The sequence below is a fragment of the Brevibacterium pigmentatum genome, from assembly GCF_011617465.1.
In the GTDB taxonomy this organism is placed as follows: Bacteria; Actinomycetota; Actinomycetes; order Actinomycetales; family Brevibacteriaceae; genus Brevibacterium; species Brevibacterium pigmentatum.
Window position 1 is genome coordinate 2942785 of record NZ_CP050153.1, and the last position, 18884, is coordinate 2961668.

At 63.9% G+C, this 18884-nt stretch carries 16 protein-coding genes; 9 read left to right on the forward strand and 7 right to left on the reverse strand.

Going from position 1 to position 18884, the window contains the following annotated elements:
* Position 1 precedes the first annotated feature (1 nt).
* A complete protein-coding gene (locus GUY30_RS13355) occupies positions 2–751 on the forward strand; it encodes a class I SAM-dependent methyltransferase (protein WP_167198490.1) in 750 nt (249 codons plus the stop codon).
* Positions 752–797: 46 nt separating this feature from the next.
* Here GUY30_RS13355 and GUY30_RS13360 read toward each other — a convergent pair whose 3' ends face one another.
* Entirely contained in the window at positions 798–1946 is a 1149-nt protein-coding gene (locus tag GUY30_RS13360) for an FAD-dependent oxidoreductase (RefSeq protein ID WP_167198494.1), read from the reverse strand.
* A 51-nt stretch (positions 1947–1997) separates the two neighbouring features.
* Positions 1998–2759: a CueP family metal-binding protein gene (locus GUY30_RS13365; RefSeq protein WP_228281347.1), complete on the reverse strand. Its 762-nt coding sequence runs from the start codon at positions 2757–2759 to the stop codon at positions 1998–2000.
* 18 nt (positions 2760–2777) lie between these two features.
* On the opposite strand from GUY30_RS13365, the gene GUY30_RS13370 reads away from it, so the two are divergent.
* Complete coding sequence (locus tag GUY30_RS13370; RefSeq protein WP_167198497.1) at positions 2778–3422, forward strand: YdhK family protein; 645 nt, start codon at positions 2778–2780, stop codon at positions 3420–3422.
* A 9-nt stretch (positions 3423–3431) separates the two neighbouring features.
* Here the strand turns inward: GUY30_RS13370 and GUY30_RS13375 are convergent, their stop codons facing one another.
* Positions 3432–4232, reverse strand: coding sequence for a DUF3626 domain-containing protein (locus GUY30_RS13375; RefSeq protein WP_167198500.1), 801 nt, complete (start codon positions 4230–4232; stop codon positions 3432–3434).
* Positions 4233–4315: 83 nt separating this feature from the next.
* A complete protein-coding gene (gene galE, locus GUY30_RS13380; RefSeq protein ID WP_167198503.1) occupies positions 4316–5311 on the reverse strand; it encodes a UDP-glucose 4-epimerase GalE in 996 nt (331 codons plus the stop codon).
* Between the two features lie 86 nt (positions 5312–5397).
* On the opposite strand from galE, the gene GUY30_RS17790 reads away from it, so the two are divergent.
* The 3 genes from GUY30_RS17790 to GUY30_RS13390 all read left to right on the forward strand — a co-directional run bounded on the left by GUY30_RS17790 (position 5398) and on the right by GUY30_RS13390 (position 6677).
* Entirely contained in the window at positions 5398–5715 is a 318-nt protein-coding gene (locus GUY30_RS17790) for a hypothetical protein (RefSeq protein WP_208091415.1), read from the forward strand.
* Between the two features lie 221 nt (positions 5716–5936).
* Positions 5937–6065, forward strand: coding sequence for a hypothetical protein (locus GUY30_RS18060; RefSeq protein WP_266096027.1), 129 nt, complete (start codon positions 5937–5939; stop codon positions 6063–6065).
* An 87-nt stretch (positions 6066–6152) separates the two neighbouring features.
* On the forward strand, positions 6153–6677 hold the full coding sequence (locus GUY30_RS13390) for a Dps family protein (protein WP_167198505.1): 525 nt from the start codon (positions 6153–6155) through the stop codon (positions 6675–6677).
* A gap of 96 nt (positions 6678–6773) precedes the next feature.
* On the opposite strand, the gene lhgO is transcribed toward GUY30_RS13390, so the two are convergent.
* Complete coding sequence (gene lhgO / locus GUY30_RS13395; RefSeq protein ID WP_167198509.1) at positions 6774–7985, reverse strand: L-2-hydroxyglutarate dehydrogenase; 1212 nt, start codon at positions 7983–7985, stop codon at positions 6774–6776.
* Between the two features lie 616 nt (positions 7986–8601).
* Between lhgO and GUY30_RS13400 the strand changes: the two genes are divergently transcribed.
* The gene (locus tag GUY30_RS13400) at positions 8602–12225 is read left to right on the forward strand and encodes a choice-of-anchor G family protein (RefSeq protein ID WP_167198512.1); all 3624 of its coding nucleotides are present in this window, start codon (positions 8602–8604) and stop codon (positions 12223–12225) included.
* Positions 12226–12731: 506 nt separating this feature from the next.
* Positions 12732–14900: a choice-of-anchor G family protein gene (locus GUY30_RS13405; protein ID WP_167198515.1), complete on the forward strand. Its 2169-nt coding sequence runs from the start codon at positions 12732–12734 to the stop codon at positions 14898–14900.
* A 134-nt stretch (positions 14901–15034) separates the two neighbouring features.
* Here the strand turns inward: GUY30_RS13405 and GUY30_RS13410 are convergent, their stop codons facing one another.
* A complete protein-coding gene (locus tag GUY30_RS13410) occupies positions 15035–16564 on the reverse strand; it encodes a deoxyguanosinetriphosphate triphosphohydrolase family protein (protein ID WP_167198518.1) in 1530 nt (509 codons plus the stop codon).
* A gap of 165 nt (positions 16565–16729) precedes the next feature.
* Between GUY30_RS13410 and GUY30_RS13415 the strand changes: the two genes are divergently transcribed.
* On the forward strand, positions 16730–16909 hold the full coding sequence (locus tag GUY30_RS13415; RefSeq protein WP_167198521.1) for a hypothetical protein: 180 nt from the start codon (positions 16730–16732) through the stop codon (positions 16907–16909).
* 37 nt (positions 16910–16946) lie between these two features.
* Here the strand turns inward: GUY30_RS13415 and GUY30_RS13420 are convergent, their stop codons facing one another.
* On the reverse strand, positions 16947–17636 hold the full coding sequence (locus tag GUY30_RS13420; RefSeq protein ID WP_228281349.1) for an aminoacyl-tRNA hydrolase: 690 nt from the start codon (positions 17634–17636) through the stop codon (positions 16947–16949).
* A gap of 182 nt (positions 17637–17818) precedes the next feature.
* On the opposite strand from GUY30_RS13420, the gene GUY30_RS13425 reads away from it, so the two are divergent.
* On the forward strand, positions 17819–18880 hold the full coding sequence (locus GUY30_RS13425) for an alpha/beta hydrolase fold domain-containing protein (RefSeq protein WP_228281352.1): 1062 nt from the start codon (positions 17819–17821) through the stop codon (positions 18878–18880).
* The last annotated feature ends 4 nt before the right edge of the window (positions 18881–18884 follow it).

The following is an 18884-nucleotide window of genomic DNA, read 5'->3' on the forward strand; positions in this document are numbered from 1 at the left end:
CATGCGCGCATTCGACGAGCTCGTCACCGAAGCACAGTCCGCCGATGTCACTGGCTGGGGATTCGACTGGCTCGACGGACGCACCACCGAGGAGCGTCCTGCGTGGAGGTACTCGACGCTGCTCGCCAGGCGGCTGTCGACCGCGACCGCGGCCCTCGACATCGACACCGGCGGCGGTGAGGTCGTCGACGAGGCCCCGATGCTGCCGCCGCGCATGGCGGTGACCGAGTCGCACCGCCCCAACATCGCCGTGGCCCGTCACCGGCTCGGCCCGCGAGGCGTCGATGTCGTCGAAGCCGACCCGCGCCGGCTGCCCTTCGCCAACGGGAGCTTCGACCTCGTCACCTCGCGACATCCAGTGAGTCCCGCGTGGTCGGAGATCAGCCGTGTACTCGTGCCCGGCGGCACCTACCTCGCCCAGCACGTCGGTCCGGCATCGGCGTTCGAACTCATCGAGTTCTTCCTCGGACCGCTGCCCGAGAACCGCCGGGCACGGCATCCCCAGACCGAAACTGACGCCGCCGAGGCGGCCGGACTCGCGGTCGAAACGCTGCGCAGCGCACGCTGCCGCATCGAGTTCTTCGACGTCGGTGCGATCGTGTGGATCCTGCGCAAGTGCCCGTGGTGGGTGCCCGATTTCGCGGTCGCCGACTACCTTCCGCAGCTGCGTGAACTCGACACTCAGATGCGCGGGGGCGAGTCCTTCGTCGCTCACTCGACGCGGCACCTCATCATCGCGTCAAAACACTGAGGCAGCCCCGCGCTAAGACACCGAGTCCCCGAGGCACCCCGCTCGATCACGAAGTCGAAGCGCCACCCACCCGGAACCGTTCCGGCACACTGCTGGCTCCCGTTGCAAGGTCGGCCGCGAACTCACCGAGCAGCGGCGCGAACTTCGCCCCGTGCCCCGAACAGGCAGACACGATGACCAGGCCATCCACCTCGTCGATGACGAAATCCTCGTTCGGTGTGTTCGTGAACAGACACGTGGTCTCCGCGTACGGTTCCGGAACGAGCCCCGGCAGGTTCCGCTTCGCATAGTCGATCATTCGGGTCCGCATCTCCTCGGTGATCTGTCCGTCCTGGTCGAGCGCCGAACCGATGACCTTCCCACCGTTGAACTGCGCGAACTTCTGCCCCGCGAAACCGGCATCCCGCCCGCCGGGCAGTCCGTAGGTGAACATCTCACCGGATTTGTGGATGAACGTCGGCCAGGGTGTGCTCGGCCGTCCGTCTGCGTCGGCATCGCGGTAGGGCATGTGGAAGGCCTGCTCCTGCCGCACTTCGAACCTCGGCAGTGCGTCGAGGAATCCTTGCGGAAGGCCAAGATCGCCGAGGAGGTCGGGCAGCCACCCGCCCGCAGCGACGATCACGCGGTCGCCCTCCACGGATTCCCCCGTCGCCGAGGTGACACTGAAGCCGCCCGCGCAACGTCGGGCCACCTCGGTGACCGTCCAATCGGTGAGTATCCGAGCCCGACCGGTGTCCACTGCACGGTCGAGCATGGTCGTCACCGTGGTCTCGGCATCGATGACGCCGGCGTCGGGGTGCCACAGAACTTCGGTATCGAAGGCGAACTGCGGCCACCGTTCTGCGGCCTGTGCAGGATCGAGGACTTCGTATTCGACGCCGACGGCTTCGAAGATCTCGGCGAGGAGATCCGTGTGCCTGGCGTCGCCGAAGTCGAGAGCTCCGGTGCGAGTGATCAGCTCCGTCCCCGATTTCGCCTCGAGGTCGTCCCACAGTTCACGGGCGCGCACCACGAGTTCGGTGTAGAGACGATCGGGATAGGCATACCGGAAGATCCGCGCTGAGCCATGGGAGCTGCCTCGGTCGTTGGCCGGCGTATGCCGTTCGAGTACGGTGACATCCTCGCCGCGCGCGGTCAGGGAATACGCGGCTGCGGCACCGGCCAAGCCCGCTCCGATGACGATATGGTGGGTCATAGCAGTGCTCCTGTCGAGTGGGTGACGACGGTCGGCCCGGCTTCCTCGTGACTACTTCAACTTGAGGTCGGTCACGCAGGTGGGCCCATCGCTTCTCGTGGAGAAATCGGTCGTACCGGTCTTGCCCTCGGCGGTGACCTCGATGGTACCGGTGATGCCGGACGGCACCCAGAAGCCGACGAACCCGTTATCGAAGGTCGTCGTCGACTCATCCACCACTGCTTCGCCCGTCTCTGAGTCTGTGATCACCACATCGACGTCCTTCTCGCTCAACTCGCCCCGACAGGTCGTGAGGCTGTGGTAGAAGCAGTCGTGCGTCTCATCGACGAAGGGAGCGATGGAGACGTAGCTCTTCCCCTCCGGCAGTGCCATCGTCGCCTCTTGCTGTCCATCGGTGAGAACAAGTTCGTCAGGCTGGACCGAGGCCATGAGGTCGGTGGGCCTCTCGTCGACAGGCAGGCGATCGAGGTGATCGATGACTCCTGTGACGTCCTCGTCGGCCAGATCGAGGTCAGCTAGCAGCGTTTCAGCCGAACCCGACTGCACTGCTGCAGACTCTCCTGATTCTGTGGATGCTTCGCTTCCCGTTCCAGAAGCAGAACACCCGGTCAGAGCAAGAACGAAGGCCGCAGCCCCCAACACGAATTGCGTCGTCTTCATATATATCCCCATGTCACTACGGATGCAGAGCACGTATGCCGTCTTGGCAATCATACCCATAAGGGGTATAGGGTGACCGTGGCGGGTCCACGAGATGGGATGCCCTGAAAGGTTCCCATCTGCCGCCGAGCGAATCCGACGCGACCGTCTCACCGAACCAGGAGACCACTCATGAAGAAGCTCAATCCAGCCGCCCGCCTCACTGCGGTCACCGCAGCACTCGGACTGGCTCTGGCAGGCTGCTCAACTGCGAATGACGAGGGCCGCGGATCGGGCGGAGAAGACCCCCACGGCAGCCACGAGTCCGCCTCGAGCGAAACTGGCGGCTCCGAACACGACGACATGGACCACAGCGAATCCGGACACGAATCGGGTGGCCATGAAGGGCACGCCGCCGACGGCGGCGACCCACCGGAGGGCATCAAGAAAGCCGCCGACCCGAAGTTCGACGTCGGCGACACAGTCGTCCTCTCCGCCGATCACATGCCGGGAATGAAGGGCGCCGAGGCAACAGTCTCCGGCGCCTTCGACACCACGACCTACTCAATCAGCTACACGCCGACCGATGGTGGAGACCCGGTCAAGGATCACAAGTGGGTCGTCCACGAAGAGCTCAAGGACCCGGGCAAGGCACCGCTGAAGAAGGGCGACAAGGCCACCGTCAACGCCGATCATATGCCCGGAATGAAGGGTGCCGAGGCGACGATCGACTCAGCGACGGACGAGACCGTCTACATGGTCGACATCAAGACCGATGAGATGGAGATGACGAACCACAAATGGGTCGTCGAAAGCGAGATGAAACCCGCGAAGTAACGGAGTGGTTCACCAGGTCCGACCAAATCGTGCGAGGCAGTGCCAAAGCTTCTTGCTCTGCTGCCCGTCGAGGTCCCACACCCGTCTGGCACGTGCGACATGAATGGGGAGCAACTGGGTTGAGTTCGCCAGCCTCTCGACGATCCGCTGTGCGAGCTCGACCACATCCTGACCCCGATATTCCGGGTGCGCCGCAATTTCGGCATCCTCGGCGACATAGCCGGGGTGAGTCTCGACAACGAGGCCGCAGCGGCCGGCTCTCTCCACGACCGCATGATCGGCGAAGCTTGGATCGACCACCAATGCTTCAACGTCGTCGGGCACGGTCACCCCTCCGTGGACATGGGCCTCGATGTAGTGATCGAGGCGGTCGCGACACCTCCCGTCCCGTTGAGCAACAGCCCCATCGTTCACCACCTCGTCGCGACGAAAGTCAGCAATGAGCCCCATGTGATCGGCGACTCCGAAGAGTTCCGGGCCGAAAGTGCTGTCCGGATAGGCGAACGTCGCTCGCGCAAGGACCTCCGGGCGAAGCCTCAGATAGGCCGACCCGAATCGTGGTGCCGGTCCATAGGGGTCGCCGTCGAGGTCAAGTGCCCCATAGACCGGTCGGTGGTGCACCTCCACATGGTCATAGGCTCCACCGAAGATTCTCTGCTCCCAGAGCCACCGGTCGCCGCCGGGGAAGGCCGTCAGACCGCCATTGCTCGTGCCTGTGGCGAACTGGGAAAGATACTGTCCCAGCTCGAGAATCGACTCGAGCACCCCAGCCTCAGAGGCGTCGTCACCGGGATGGAAATGCAGTGCCACCCGCGCCCCGACCGGCAGCTCGTGCCCTGGCGCGGAACGTGCTCGGACCCGGTGAAGTGCTGTTGCGGCTGGGTCCGATTGCGTCATCGTTCTTGGTTCGGCAACATCCCCGCGGCCTCGACAGCGCTGCGGACGATCTCCTCGAGACCGAACTCGGCCTTCCAACTGAGCAGGGCGGAGATCCGGGTGACGTCGGCGACCAGCGCCGGCGGGTCACCGGCGCGACGCTCGCCCATTTCGGGGACGATGTCACGGCCGGTCACCTCGGCGATGGTGTCGATGACTTCCTTCACCGAGGCGCCGGCCCCGGTGCCGACGTTGAACACGGTCTCCGTGGTGTCGCCGGCCTTCATGTAGTCGAGGGCGGCGATATGCGCCTCGGCGAGGTCCTTGACGTGGACGTAATCGCGGATGCACGTGCCGTCGGGGGTGTCGTAGTCGTCGCCGAAGATGATCGGCGCCTTGCCGTCCTTGAGCCGCCCGAGCACGATCGGGATGAGGTTCATGACGGCGGTGTCGGCGAGTTCGCTCCAGCCGGCACCGGCGACGTTGAAGTAGCGCAGCTTCACGGCGTTGAACGTGGTGCCCCGCATCCGCGAGGCGGTGATCTGGTTGTCGATCATCCACTCGCCGATGAGCTTCGTCTGGCCGTACGGGTTGATGGGGCGGCAGTCGAGATCCTCAGGCACCATGTCGACATCGGGCATGCCGTAGGTCGCGGCTGAGGAGGAGAAGACGAGCGATTCGATGCCGGTCGCCTCGACGGCGGCGAGGATGTTCGTCAGTGCCCCGATGTTCTGCCGGTAGTACATGACCGGCTCCTCGACGGATTCGCCGACCTGCTTCTTCGCCGCGAAGTGGATGATCGAGTCGACGCCGTGTTCCTTGATCGCGGACACCAGGCGCTCCTCGGCATCGGCCGCAGCCAGATCGAGATCGACCACGGGCAGGCCCTCGACGCGAGCGTCGATGCCGGTGGAGAAGTCGTCGACGACGAGCACGTCGTCTCCGCGTTCGGTGAGCAGCCGCACCACGTGCGAACCGATGTAACCGGCCCCTCCGGTCACCAGAACTGCCATTGACCGCGTCCTCCTTCGTCTCGTCGACACGTCGGTATCAGAATACGCGTTCAGGGGTCCGAGATCAGATTCGGCCTGAAAACCCAGTGGACAAAGCGTCGGAATTCGCCTTCTGGGGCCGGTGGTCGAGCCGATCCGAGTCGGGAGGCCGCACCCTTCATGCTCACACCTTCACCGGCGGAGCTCGCCCCGTCCTGGGCATGACCATGGCCAATGAGCCGCTGCGGATGGCCCGCAGACTCTCTCGTGCCATGGCCGCGGCCGCTGCGACCGGCGCCTTCGGCATCTTCTACAGCTCCATCTGGCAGATGTCCCATCACCTCTCAACCGCTCGTCTCATTTCGATCGGCGCCATCGCCATCGCAGTCATGGTCGGCTGGCTGACCACGATCAATCGGCTCTGAGATCGCCCGGTCAATGAACGCCTGGCTCAGGTCGTCTTCTACTACAACCTGTCCACCGTACTCACACTCATCATCTGCGTGACGGGCCTCTACGCTTTGCTGGTCATCGGCATCCTCGCCGGTGGGCTCATCGTCATCGACCCCGAGTTCATGGCGCAGACGACCCCCGGCCCGAAGCCCGGCTGACGAACTACCTCGACATCGCATGGCTGAGCGCAGCGATGGGCGTCGTCGCCGGCGCGCTCGGCTCAAGCTTCGACAGCGACATCGACCTGAAGAACCTCACACACGCCCAGCGGCTGCGCTCTCGCGTCTATATCGCCCAGGACGACGAGACCGGTAGAAACTGACGGGGGTTCCGTCCCGGTCAGGGCGGCGTTATGGTGGCGAAAGACTCCGGATTCACGTGTAAACCGGAGAGAATAGGAGCAAGAATCATGACACAGTCAGTGACAGTTCCCGACCCCCATGGCTCAGAGAAGACCACTCGCGAGAACGCCGAACGCGGCTTCATCGCCTCCGACGCCCTCACCAAGAACCTCCAGACGGTCCTAGTCGACTTCATCGCCCTAAGCCTCACCGCCAAGCAGGCGCACTGGAATATCGTGGGCGCGAACTTCCGTGACCTCCACCTCAACCTCGACGAAGTCACGGACATCGCCCGTGCAGGCAGCGATGAGATCGCTGAACGCATGCGTGCCCTCCACGCCTCACCGGACGGTCGCCCCGCGGTGATCGCCGAACAGACAGGGCTGCCGGAGTTCCCGAACGGAGAGATCAGCACCCACGACGCCATCGACCACATGGTCGCGTCGATCGAGGCAACCGTAGCGTCGATGCGCAGCACCCATGACGAGGTCGACTCGGCGGACCCGACGACCGCCGACATCTTCCACAGCTACATCGCCCAACTCGAGCAGCAGGCCTGGTTCATCAGCGCAGAGACCCGCACACCCAAGTGAGTCGGTGCGACTGAGCAGCCACCCTGATCTTCGGGCCGCCTCCCCGTCCTCACGGTCGGGTGGGCGGCCCTTCGTCGTCGACGCCCGGCACCGGCATCATCGCCCGTCGATGATGCCGACGAGGTGTTCGGCAATGGCCAGCGCCGAGGTGGCTGCCGGGGACGGCGAGTTCCTGACGAACAGCGTGGCCCCCGCCCGATCGATGACGAAGTCATCAACGAGTGTTCCGTCCCGATTCATGGCCTGCGCGCGGATTCCGCGGGTGGCGCGGTGACCGTCGGCTGCGGCGAGCGACGGAACGTAGCGGGCCGCCTCGGCGACGAATCTCTCGATCGAGAGCACCCCGGGCAGCTCACGGGCGGCGGTGGCCATATTGGCGGCGGCGAAGCGCCAGAATCCGGGGTCGGCGGCCACGGCAAGGGAATCGGGAATACTGAGGCCGAGACCTCGGTAGCCCTCGCGGGAGAAGGAGAGGAAGGCATTGGGCCCGATCATCAGACCGCCGTCGATGCGGCGGGTGACGTGGACGCCGAGGAAGGGATATTTCGGGTCCGGGACGGGATAGATGAGGCCGTTGACTGCGTCACTATAGCCCTCATCGAGGATGAAGTATTGGCCGAAGAACGGCACCACGGTCGGGGTGCGGCTCTCTCCGGAACGAGCGGCTAGGCGGTCGGCTTGGAGGCCAGCGCAGACGATGACGTGGTCGAATTCCTGGGCATCGACCGGGGTGCGGACGATGGCGGTGTCACGGGTGGGGCCGCCTCGGCGGTCGATGTTCTTGACCGGGGTGGAGAAGCGGACGCGGCCGCCGTGGGCGCGGAAGTCGGCTACGAGGGCGTCGGTGAGGCCGGGGTAGTCGATGATCGCGGTGTGGGGTGAGTGGAGTGCGGCAACACCTTCGGCGTTCGGTTCGATGCCGCGCAGACCGTCGCGATCGAGCAGGGCGATGTCGGGCACCCCGTTGGCCAGGGCCCGGTCATGGATGGCGCGGAGGCGTTCGACTTCGACATCGTCAGTGGCGACGACGACCTTGCCGCATTCATCGAAGGCGACTTCTTGCTCGGCGGCGAAGTCGGTGAGGAGGGAGACACCGCGGCGACAGAGTGTAGCTTTGAGGCTGCCGGGCTCGTAGTAGAGGCCGGCGTGGACGACGCCGGAGTTGTGACCGGCCTGGTGCGCGGCTGGACGGTCTTCCTTCTCGAAGAGGGTGACGTCGGCGAACTCATGGCGGCTGAGGATCTCGCGGGCGACCGCGGCTCCGATGATTCCCGCACCGATGACGGCCCATCGTGTCTTCTTCGCCATGTCTCAACTCCTTCGTCGATTCTGCTGTCTACACGCCCGGGTGAAGCGGCGATTCCGGTTGGTTCGACTCTATTCGCGAACGCTGACGACTGGGCGGGGTGTCCGAAACCCGAGGGCAGCTTCGGTGCGTAAAACGCAACATGCCTGGTCATAAGGCCGTTACACAACCTGGTCACGGTTCGATAGCTATGTATCGATTCTGTGGCGCGGATCGTGATTCGACGCTCTAATTCGGATGACTGCCACGTGATCGCATGGTGACGAGACCCACAAGCGATGCGACGACAGGAACACCGCTTTGACCTGGTAATTTACTAGACCTTTCCTGCCCAAGGGAGCTCTTTGGCGGATCCGAGGACACCGCATGAAGTCTATAGTGAAAGAACTATAACGAGCAGATAACATTTGTTGTAATTGCGTGATTACTCCTGCATGACTCCGTAACGTTGTGAGCGTCCTGTCAGGAAACTGCCTGTTTCCGTCCAGGCGGTGCCTGGACCTGATCAGGGTCTGAACGATCTGGAGAACCATGAGAATACTGAGAGGCCGGCCCGGAACCGGTCGAAAAGTTGCTGTAGGCACAGTTGCCGCCGCATCGGCGCTGGCACTGACTGCAATGACCGTGTCCCCCGCGGCAGCCGATGAAGTGAACCCTGGAGAAGATGCAGAGGCATTCGCTCAGCTGATCAACACCGATCTGATCACAGCTGACCTACTTGACGTCTCATCCTCTTATCGCAGCTCACCAACCGACGAGGGCAAAGAGGCAGACAACCAGGCTCTGAATCTCCAATTGCTTCGCGATCTGGGTGTTGAACTGCCAAATATCGGCCTCCCGTTAGTTGCACCCGAAGGCGGAGCTGGACTGCTTCAGATCGGCAATGCCGGAGCCCTGAATTCTTATGCGCACGCACCGAGCTACAACTCGGCGACCGCCGGCACTGGAGCGGTCGGTGAGAACGGTGCCATCAATCTTGACCCCGACAATCCTGCCGCCAGTGGAAACGCCAGCGTTGATCTCACGTCTCTGTTTGACCAGCTTGAGCTTGACGGAGTCACGGACGGAGTCATTGACGAGCTGAGCCTCGACCTGGGTGCGATCGCTTCGACTGCGGAAAGCGACGGGACTACGACCACCCCCGATTATGTTGTTGCAGATGGACAGCTCACCGTTTCGAGTGATCTCGTGGGCGACCTCGGGTCCGATCTGCAGACGATCGTGGAAGGTTCCGGAGGAGCCCTCGATGACGCTTTAGGCAGCGACGGGGCCCTTGACAACGTCGTTAAGTCTGTTGGCAACACTGCCAATATCAACATTCCGGGAGTTGCCCGAGTCGATTTGCGCAATGGCACCGTCGCGGTCAACGGGATGGACACTGCACTCGAAGATGCAGCACAGACACTGATCGAAGAGCCGCTCACAGATGACGAGCGCATCGTCTCCATCGATCTGAAAAACGGCGATATCAAGATTGATCTTGCCAAGGTCGTCAAGGGAGAGACGGGTGAGGACCTTAATGACCTCGATCCGAATACTCAGGTTCTGACATCTGCAACAATCGAGAAGATCGTCGATGCGCTCGAATCCGCACTCGGTACAGTGACGTCAAAAGTCACGGAAACCGTAACGGATGTCTTGAACAACGTTGAGCTGAACATCGAGATCCCAGCAGAGGTCAGCGCAGTGCTTGGCGTTCTCAAAGCTGATGTAACTGTGACCGTGGACGGAACTCTCGGCCAGTTCGCTGGCACCGCAGACGGAGACCCCGTCATTGATGTAGACGGCAATCTGCTTGGAATCATCAGTCTCGATAGGCTCCTGGATCCGCTGACCACGGCGTTGGTCCCTGCGCTTCTGGAACCGGTAAAGGCAGTGGTCGGCCCCATTCTCAAGGCAGTGCCCCAAGAACTCACTTCTGCACTCGAGGGCGTCACTGATCCGCTCTTCGATGGGCTTGCACCCGTCCTCGAAGCTCTCAATCAGGTGGTCGACCTGACGATCAACGAGCAATCTCCGAACCCAACGTCGACTGGCGCCAGCGCCCAGTCCTCGCTGGATTCAAGCGAAGTCGACGGAGATAACGGGCCCGGATTCACTGTTAACGCGGTGAGTCTAGAACTGCTGCCAGAATTGACTGGTGGTCCACTTGCCGACGTCAACCTCGCATCCTCCTCGGTCCGTGCAACTGCTGAGGCTCCCGAGGAACCGGGTGACGACGATGTGAACACCAACGCCGCGGCCTCTGCTGCCGCATCAGCAACCGCCGATGACGACAGCAACGCCTCTGCCGAAGCCGCATCGGACCCGGGCGCGATGGCAGACCAGACGACCACGGCGTCCGCGGCTGCAGACGTCGATGCGACCGCCGCCGCCGAATCTGCCGCCACGGAAGACGCAACTGCGGACACCACGGCAGACGCCACCACCGCCGAGGACGCGTCGTCGACCTCTGCCTCCGAGTCAGCAGCGACTGCTGACGCAACGGACGCGACGAATGCTGATACCACTGCAGCGGCCGACGCCGATCCGGAAGCTTCGGCGGCCGTGGCCTCCAACGCCACGTCGTCGGACGACGCTTCAGTTACGGCAGCTGCCGATGCTGACGCCGCAGCGGATCCTGACGCCGCGGCAGCCGAGGAAGCTGACACGAACACCAATGCCTCGGCATCTGCTGCGGCATCGGCTGAGGCGGATGCCGACAACAACGCAGCAGCAGAGGCAGCAGCAGTAGCCGCCGCCGACGCTGATGCCAACGACACCGCATCCGCAGCAGCCGAGGCAAACGCTGAAGCAGCCGCAGAAGCAGCAGCCGAAGAAGAAGCCTCCACGACGACATCGGCAGATGCCACCGAAGAGGCCAACGCATCCGCACAGGCCGCAGCCACCGCAGCCGCCAACGCAGATAACTCGGACGATGTGAACGCCGCCGCTACCGCGGATGCGGACGCCGATCCTGCCGCATCTGCCAGCACGGCGGCCACGGCCGATTCCTCGAGTGCGGCATCTGCAGAAGCAGCCGCCAATGCCGATGATTCGACCATTGCCGATGCGTCTCAGGACACCACGGCTGATGCCAATGCCTCGGCATCTGCTGCGGCTTCGGCTCAGGCGGATGCCGACAACAACGCAGCAGCCGAAGCAGCAGCAGTAGCCGCCGCCGACGCTGATGCCAACGACACCGCATCCGCGGCAGCCAACGAAAACGCTGAAGCCGCCGCAGAAGCGGCAGCTGAAGAGGAAGCTTCGACCACGGCATCGGCAGATGCCACCGAAGAGGCCAACGCATCGGCACAGGCCGCAGCCACTGCAGCCGCCGATGCGACTGACGAGGATTCTGCAAACGCCGACACCACTGCGGGGGCCAACGCCGACTCGGCAGCAGCTGCATCGGTTGCAGCCAACGCGGATTCCTCCTCCGAAGCATCGGCTGAAGCAGCAGCAGAAGCCGATGCCTCGGCCGATCCGGACGCTTCGGCAGCCGAGGAAGCAGACGCAAACACCAACGCGTCGGCCTCCGCAGCGGCATCGGCAGATGCAGATAACGACAACAACGCAGCAGCCGAAGCAGCAGCAGTAGCCGCCGCCGACGCTGATGCCAACGACACCGCATCCGCGGCAGCCAACGAAAACGCTGAAGCCGCCGCAGAAGCGGCAGCTGAAGAGGAAGCTTCGACCACGGCATCGGCAGATGCCACCGAAGAGGCCAACGCATCGGCACAGGCCGCCGCTACCGCAGCAGCCGACGCTACCGATGAGTCCTCCGCAAGCGCTGACACCACGGCAGCGGCCGACGCCGACACTGCGGCGGCCGCAACCGCGGCAGCCAATGCCGAAGCGTCGAGCGCAGCCTCGGCAGAGGCCGCGGCCAACGCCGACGGAGCTGAGGCCAGCGCTTCCAGCGACGGTGACGAAGCAAACGCTTCAGCCGACGGAGGCGCAGCCAGCGCCTCGGCTGACGGTGCCGAGGCTGAAGCCAGCGCTTCGAACGATTCCGAGAAGGCCGCCTCGGCAAACTCCTCGGCCTCGTCGGACGCCAGCTCGGCAGCGAACGCAGGATCCGCGGCCAACGCCTCGGCCGGTTCGAGCACGAACGCCTCGGGCAATGCCGGTGGAGACCTTCCGCGGACGGGTGCAGAAGGCATCCCGGCCATGGTCGGATTCGCCGCACTGCTCCTCGCCGGCGGTGCTGCAGCGGTGTGGGCAACCCGCCGCTACCGCGCCTCGACAGGCAAGCACTGAGAGGTGACTCAGCTCAGCACATGAGTTGAACCGCACAAGAGCGGGGTCGGAGCAAAAGCTCCGGCCCCGCTCTTTTCGTGCGCTCAATCGGCGTATCGTTACCGTGCGGTAATCAATCGCCTCGGATCAGTCACAACGTCGTCATATTTGGAACTGTGATGTATTTCACATACTGTGTCCACCGGAGGCTCAAGTCGCTTTGTACTCTCTCGTATGCCGAGATCAACGAGTGATGGACTAAAGCACCAGGTCAGCCACGATCCGCTAGCCTAAGCGGAAGAGCGGCATTCAGACCCACCTCTCCGCCGAAAGTGCTGATTCACTCACAATTCACCTTGACGCGAAAGATCGCAACCTGCATTCATTCGTTATTTGTTCGTGACTCTCTCATGACCCTCGCATTATTCTCTCATCCGCTTGTATGGTGTGATGCGTTCGACGAAAACAGCACGCCTTCCAATCGTGCGCTTGGAACTGTCGGGCGTCGCAAACGAAAGTGGATAAATATGAGTAAGCTCCGTAAAGGGCACGTTCCCGTGCGCAAGGCCGCTGTCGGCACCGCCGCAGCAGCTACCGCACTGGGACTGACCGTCATGGCTACAGCTCCCGGTGCTGCAGCCGTCAACCCCGACCCGAATGAAGATGCCGAGGCATTGGGTCAGCTCGTCCAGTCGGACCTCCTCGATGAACAGCTCGTCGACGCAGCGGGAGCGTACAGCAGCTTCCCCAGCAATCCTGAAGAGGCGAAGACTCCGCTCAACGCAGAAGCCCTCAACGCAGTCGACCTCGATCTCGGCAATGGCGTTTCGCTGCCCGTCGTCAGCGAGCCTGGCGGCGACGGCCTCCTGGAGCTCGGCGAAGCCGGAGCCCTCAACTCGTACGGCTATGCCCCGTCCGCGGACAGCGCGAAGGCCAGCGCGGGTGCCGTCGGGGAAGACGGCGCCCTCAACCTCGATGACATCAACAACGGTGCGTACGGCAATGCCAACGTCAACCTCACTCAGGTCCTTTCCCAGGCGGGCCTCGACGGTGTCACCGACCAGATCGTCGACGAGCTTTCACTCGAACTCGGCGCGGTCGCATCGACGGCAGAAGCCAAAGGCTCCGACGAGGCGACCTCTGAATACGCCGTGGCCGACGGAATCCTCACCGTCTCCAGCCCGGCAGTCGGCGATCTGTCCGACTCACTGAACAAGGTCGTCGACGGTACGAGCGGCACGCTCGAAGACGTCATTGCCAAAGAGGGCCTGGCCGACAAACTCGGCAACGCCGGCATCAACGTGAAGACCGGACTTGCCGACATCGAACTCGGCGGCGAGAACACCACCGTCAACGTCGAGGCTCAGGACGCCCTCAACAGCGTCGTCGAGAACGTCGTCAACGAGAAGCTCGAAGACAAGTCGGGCATCGTCTCGATCGACCTCAAGAACGGCGACATCAAGATCGATCTCGCCAAGGTCGTCAAGGGTGAGAACGGCGAGGACCTCAACAGCCTCGATCCCAACACCCAGGTGCTGACCTCCGAGACCATCGGGAAAATCACCGACGCAGTCGCCGACGCACTCGGCAGCCTCTCCGGCAAGCTCAACGAAACCCTCAAAGATGCTCTGAACGATGTTCGCGTCGAGGTTTCGCTGCCGGCCAAGGCCACGGCAGTCGGAGTTCCCGCAGCTGACGGCAAGGTCAACATCGACGCCACCCTGGGTCAGCTCGCCGGCACCGGCGAAGGCGATCCCAAGGTCACCACCGACCTTAAGCTCGCTGGAATCGACGTCGGAGAGCTCCTGAACTCCATCACCGGACCGCTGCTTGAGAAGCTCACCGCAGTGACCAAGCCCCTCATCGGCCCGATCCTCGATGCTACGGCCGACGAGGTCTCCGGCAATGTCACCGAGATCGTCGATCCGCTGCTGTCCGACCTCGACCCAGTCTTCGAAGGGCTCAACCAGGTTGTCGATCTGACGATCAATGAGCAGCCGACGAAGCGGGACCCTGCTGAAGACAGCAACGTCAAGGGCACCGACTCAGACGGCTTCACCGTCAACGCGGTCAGCCTCGAGCTCCTCCCGAACACAGGTGGAACGCAGACGCAGGCAGCGAACGCTGTGGCCGACATCAACCTGGCGTCCTCCTCGGTTCGGGCAACCGCTGCCGACGATGCTCCCGGCGATGACTCGGCAACCGCTGACGCCGACGACTCGGCTTCTGCCACCGCTGACGCCGACGACTCCGCATCCGCCGATGCGAACGACTCAGCTTCGGCCACCGCAGACGCCGACGACTCAACTTCTGCCGATGCGAACGATGCAGCATCCGCCACCGCTGATGCCAACGATGCAGCATCCGCCTCGGCTGATGCCGATGACGCTGCTGCTGCCAATGATTCAGCGAATGCGTCCGCCGATGCTGACGACTCCGCCTCGGCAACTGCCGATGCAGACGATTCGGCTTCCGCGTCCGACGATGCGAATGCCGCTGCTTCGAGCAACGACGAAGCCAACGCTTCGGCCGATTCCGACGTCAACGCCAACGCCTCGGCGGCTGTTGACGGCGGCGGCGATCTGCCCCGCACCGGTGCCAACGGCACCCTGGCACTCGGAGGGCTTGCCGCGCTCCTCGTCGCCGGTGGTGCAGTGGCGGTCTACATGACCCGTCGTCACCGCGCAGGTCTCTGAGATCTGAGCATGTGAACGTCGAAACGGCGGGGTCGGAGTGAGAACTCCGACCCCGCCTTTTGCGTGCCCGCCGTTTGCGTGCCCGCCCTCTGCGTCGACTTCGCGCCAAAGCCAGCCGGCGATGTTCGCGCGCCCTACAACCCGCGCCCGGCCTCCCACGGCTCGTCGGAGGCCCCGGTGATCAGAGCGTTGACCGACATGGCCTGCGCATCGGTGAACGAAGCGATGTAGTCCACGACCGCCCGCGCCCGACCACGCCGCACGATCCCGGCCGCGCCTTCCTGCCCCAGCGCCGAAGGGTTGCGCGCATACAGGTCCGAATACTCCTGCGTGGCCGCCTCGACGGAATCGACCAGACGCCGGGGAATCCGCGTCGCCTCGTCCGGGTCGAGCAGCCACTCATGGAATCCCTCGACCAGGGACGCGATGATCCGCGTCTGCCCGCGCTGATACACGGCCAGGTCAGACCGTTCGAGCACGAACCGCGAATGCACGAACTTGAGCACCACGACGTCGTGCCAAGCCTCCTGACTCAGCCGCACATGACCGCTGCGGACATGCGGGTCCGGGTCGACGACGATGGACGCCTGCAGACGGTCGATCCACCGCCGAGTGAAGCCGGTGACCGCCCGATCCGCCTCCAGTCCCCCGTCGTAGGGAACGCCGAGCAGTCCCTCGACGAGATCCCGGTTGACCCGCTCCACCGATTCCCGGAACGCCTCCTCCGATGCGATCCACGGATCCTTCTCCTGCGTATGCCTCCGGATCGCCTCAAGCGCATGCCCGGGCCGCCGCCGATCCAGCTCGGAAGAATCGAGCGCCGCCAGTTCTCGGCAGTCGCGCAGCCACCGCCCGAGCTCGGCGGACACTGCCGTGTACTGCAGCACGTTCGACCGGTAGAAATCGTCGAGATCGTGCACGGCATAGGCAATATCGTCGGCGACATCCATGACCGCGCACTCGAGCGTCTGCTGATACTTTTCGATCGCCGGGAACGCCGAAAGCACGTCCGCCATCTCCTCGAGCTCGGTGGCATAGGCGGAAAACTTCATCGCTCCCTCGCCGACATCGTCACCGACCCCGCGCGGCATCCGCGCCGCCGACGACGCCCGATCGCCGAACCATTCCCCGCGCTCCCACGGATATTTGAGCACCGCGGCCCGAACCGCGCGCGTGAGGTTGAGACCGCGCGCCGTTGCCTCGCAACTGTCGAGGGCGGTGAGAATCCGAAACGTCTGCGCATTCCCCTCGAACCCGTCATCGAGGCGCAGCACCTGCCGCGACACCCGGTCGAGTTCCTTCTCGCCGAGGTGGCCGAACGGCGGGTGTCCCAGATCGTGGGCGGCCGCGGCCGCCTGCACGACAACAGGATCACACCCGCCGAGGCGGCTGACCGTATCCCGGGTCGCTTCGTCGGCGTTGTTCAACGTGATCGCGATCGACCGGGCCACCGCGGAGACCTTGAGCGAATGGGTCAGCCGGTTGTGGATGACCGTGCCCGACCCTGCCTGCGGGATGACCTGGGTGACCGAGGCCAGGCGGGAGAAGAACGGGGAGAACCGGATTCGTTCGATATCGACGCGGAACTCGTCCTCTCCGGGGCGGGCCTCCTCGGCGACATTGCGATCGCGACCACCGGACAAGTGAAATCTCTGGCGTTCCATGAACTCAGACTACCGATTCCGCACCCTGAAGACCCTCTATTGCTACCTGACGGGGGCCCAGCAACCTGGCGCGAGGTTGCTGGGCCGCCGTCAGGTAGCAATAGGGACCCTTGAGACTCAGATCACAGCATCGTAAGGTGAAGATACCTATAGGAGGTGGTCACAATGACCGGAGTCAATGAAGATTTCTACCAGCCCCAGACCCATCCCGGCGACATCATCGACGTCGAGGACGAAGAGACCGGTGAGATGGTCAAGCACATGATCTACCTCGATGAGTTCGGCAACGGCACGAAGACGCGACCGTTGAGCGAAGAAGAGCTCAAAGACCTCGACGACGCCTGAGTCTTCCCTCGCCGAGGCGGCTTCCCCACTTCCCGTCTCACCAGCGGGCGCGCACGGTCTCGGTTGGACCGTCGACTTCGGTGAAACCTGCGTCGATGACGCTGATCTGCTGGTCGTTCGCCGCCCACGCGTCCTTCGTCGCAGTCTGCACGCGCAGACTGAACCCCGACTCACGCCAACGGTCCCGCACATCGTCGGGCATCTGCTCGAACGCCAGCTGCGCTGCGTGTCCGCATTGCGCGGCGGCCTTACCGGTCGTCAGCGTCAGCTCGGGAGAGAGCTCGATCGTCACGACTGCCTCGGCGGCGGGGATCGAGGATTCGCCCTCATCCGGGAATTCGGTGCCGCCGACCTGGAGCTTCTTCAGCTCAGTCGGCAGAGGTTCGACGGGTCCGGGGGCGAACACGAGCGCCTCGGCGGGAGCGAAATCGTCGGTGCCGCCGAAGGTCACGCTCACACACCCGAGGGCGCGTGCGTCCTCAAGCTTCTTCCCGTCACCACGGCGCACGACCTTGCGGATGGCTCCGTCACGCCAGTATTCAACGGCCTCGTTCCAGTCCCCGCCCGGCTGTGAGCGCGGATCGTCGAGGAAGGTCACGACGGCGCGGGAGGTGGCCTCGAGGACGTCGATGTGGCGGGCGATGGCGGCCTTGGACCGGCGCACGACGATCGGCAGGGACCACGGGATATCGTGGTCGGTTTCGTGTCGGCGCATGTGTTCGGTCACGGGTTCGCTCCTGCAGTGTCTTCGGCGGTGAAGGACTGGTGTCACAGTCCCCTTGTCATAACAGCGACGGTCGGCGGATATTCCGGATCTTCGCAGGTGAGTCCTACCGTGGCCGCCGCCGCTGGCCTCGCTAAGCTGGGAATCATTGCCGCCGACCAAGAATGAGGCTGATGATTCCCGGCGTGACCGTCGACCCCGCGCTCACCGAAGCGCTGCTGGCCACTATTCCTGCCGACATCGTGGCATCGATGTCGCCACAGATGCGCGAGGTCATGGCCGTCCAGGCCACTCGGGCCGACGAATGCCGCAAGGCTGGCGAAGATTTCGCCTCTGCCGCCGGTGACCTCTCCCCTGCCGCTCGATCCTTGGCCGCCAAACGCGCCGAATACCGGACCGAACGCACGCTGTGGAACGAAGGTGGCCCGACCATGGCCCGCACCGATGATCACCACATCCGCACCGCCGGGATCGACGTTCCGATCCGCATCCATCGCCCCTCCATCGAGGCGGCCCTGCCCGGTCTCCTGTTCCTCCACGGCGGTGGGTTCAGCCTCGGCGACCTCGATACACATGACCGGATCATGCGCGTGCTCGCCGCTGCCGGCGGTTTCGCCGTGATCGGAGTCGACTATTCGCTGTCGCCGGAGGTGAAGTTCCCACAGGCGCTGCACGAGTGTGCCGGGGTCGTCGACCACCTCGCCGGCCACGGTGAGGATTTGGGCATCGACGGCACACGTCTGGCCATCTCCGGAGATTCTGCCGGGGCGGTTCTCACCCTCGGCGCAGGTCTGCTTCTGCGCGATGAACCGGAGACCATCGGGGCGAGTCCCGCGAGCTTCTCGGCTCTGCGCGCCCTCCTGCCCATCTACGGCAGCCACGGTCTCATCGACTCGGCCAGTCGCAGGCTCTACGGCGGCGACTGGGACGGCATGGGCATCCACGACCTCAGCAACCTCCTCGACGACTACCTGCCGACCCCGGAGGACGAACATTCACCGTTCGTCGCGCACCTCACCGCCGATCTGTCCGGTCTGCCGCCGGTATTCGTCGCGGCCGCCGGGCTCGATCCGCTGCGCGATGACTGCCGGGCATTGGCCAGGACCCTGCAGCGGGCAGGCAACGACGTCCGCTTCGAGGAGTATCCGCATGTGCTCCATTCGTTCCTCCACTTCGGTCGGATCCTCGACGACACAACCACGGTGCTCCACAACGCTGCGGCTTTCGCTGCACACCATCTGAACTGATTCG

Coding starts and splice junctions, on each gene's coding strand:
- GUY30_RS13355 (WP_167198490.1), top strand. CDS start 2: ATGCGCGCATTCGACGAGCTCGTCACCGAAGCACAGTCCGCCGATGTC.
- GUY30_RS13360 (WP_167198494.1), bottom strand. CDS start 1,946: ATGACCCACCATATCGTCATCGGAGCGGGCTTGGCCGGTGCCGCAGCC.
- GUY30_RS13370 (WP_167198497.1), top strand. CDS start 2,778: ATGAAGAAGCTCAATCCAGCCGCCCGCCTCACTGCGGTCACCGCAGCA.
- galE (WP_167198503.1), bottom strand. CDS start 5,311: ATGGCAGTTCTGGTGACCGGAGGGGCCGGTTACATCGGTTCGCACGTG.
- GUY30_RS18060 (WP_266096027.1), top strand. CDS start 5,937: ATGGGCGTCGTCGCCGGCGCGCTCGGCTCAAGCTTCGACAGCGACATC.
- GUY30_RS13390 (WP_167198505.1), top strand. CDS start 6,153: ATGACACAGTCAGTGACAGTTCCCGACCCCCATGGCTCAGAGAAGACC.
- lhgO (WP_167198509.1), bottom strand. CDS start 7,985: ATGGCGAAGAAGACACGATGGGCCGTCATCGGTGCGGGAATCATCGGA.
- GUY30_RS13400 (WP_167198512.1), top strand. CDS start 8,602: ATGACCGTGTCCCCCGCGGCAGCCGATGAAGTGAACCCTGGAGAAGAT.
- GUY30_RS13405 (WP_167198515.1), top strand. CDS start 12,732: ATGAGTAAGCTCCGTAAAGGGCACGTTCCCGTGCGCAAGGCCGCTGTC.
- GUY30_RS13410 (WP_167198518.1), bottom strand. CDS start 16,564: ATGGAACGCCAGAGATTTCACTTGTCCGGTGGTCGCGATCGCAATGTC.
- GUY30_RS13415 (WP_167198521.1), top strand. CDS start 16,730: ATGACCGGAGTCAATGAAGATTTCTACCAGCCCCAGACCCATCCCGGC.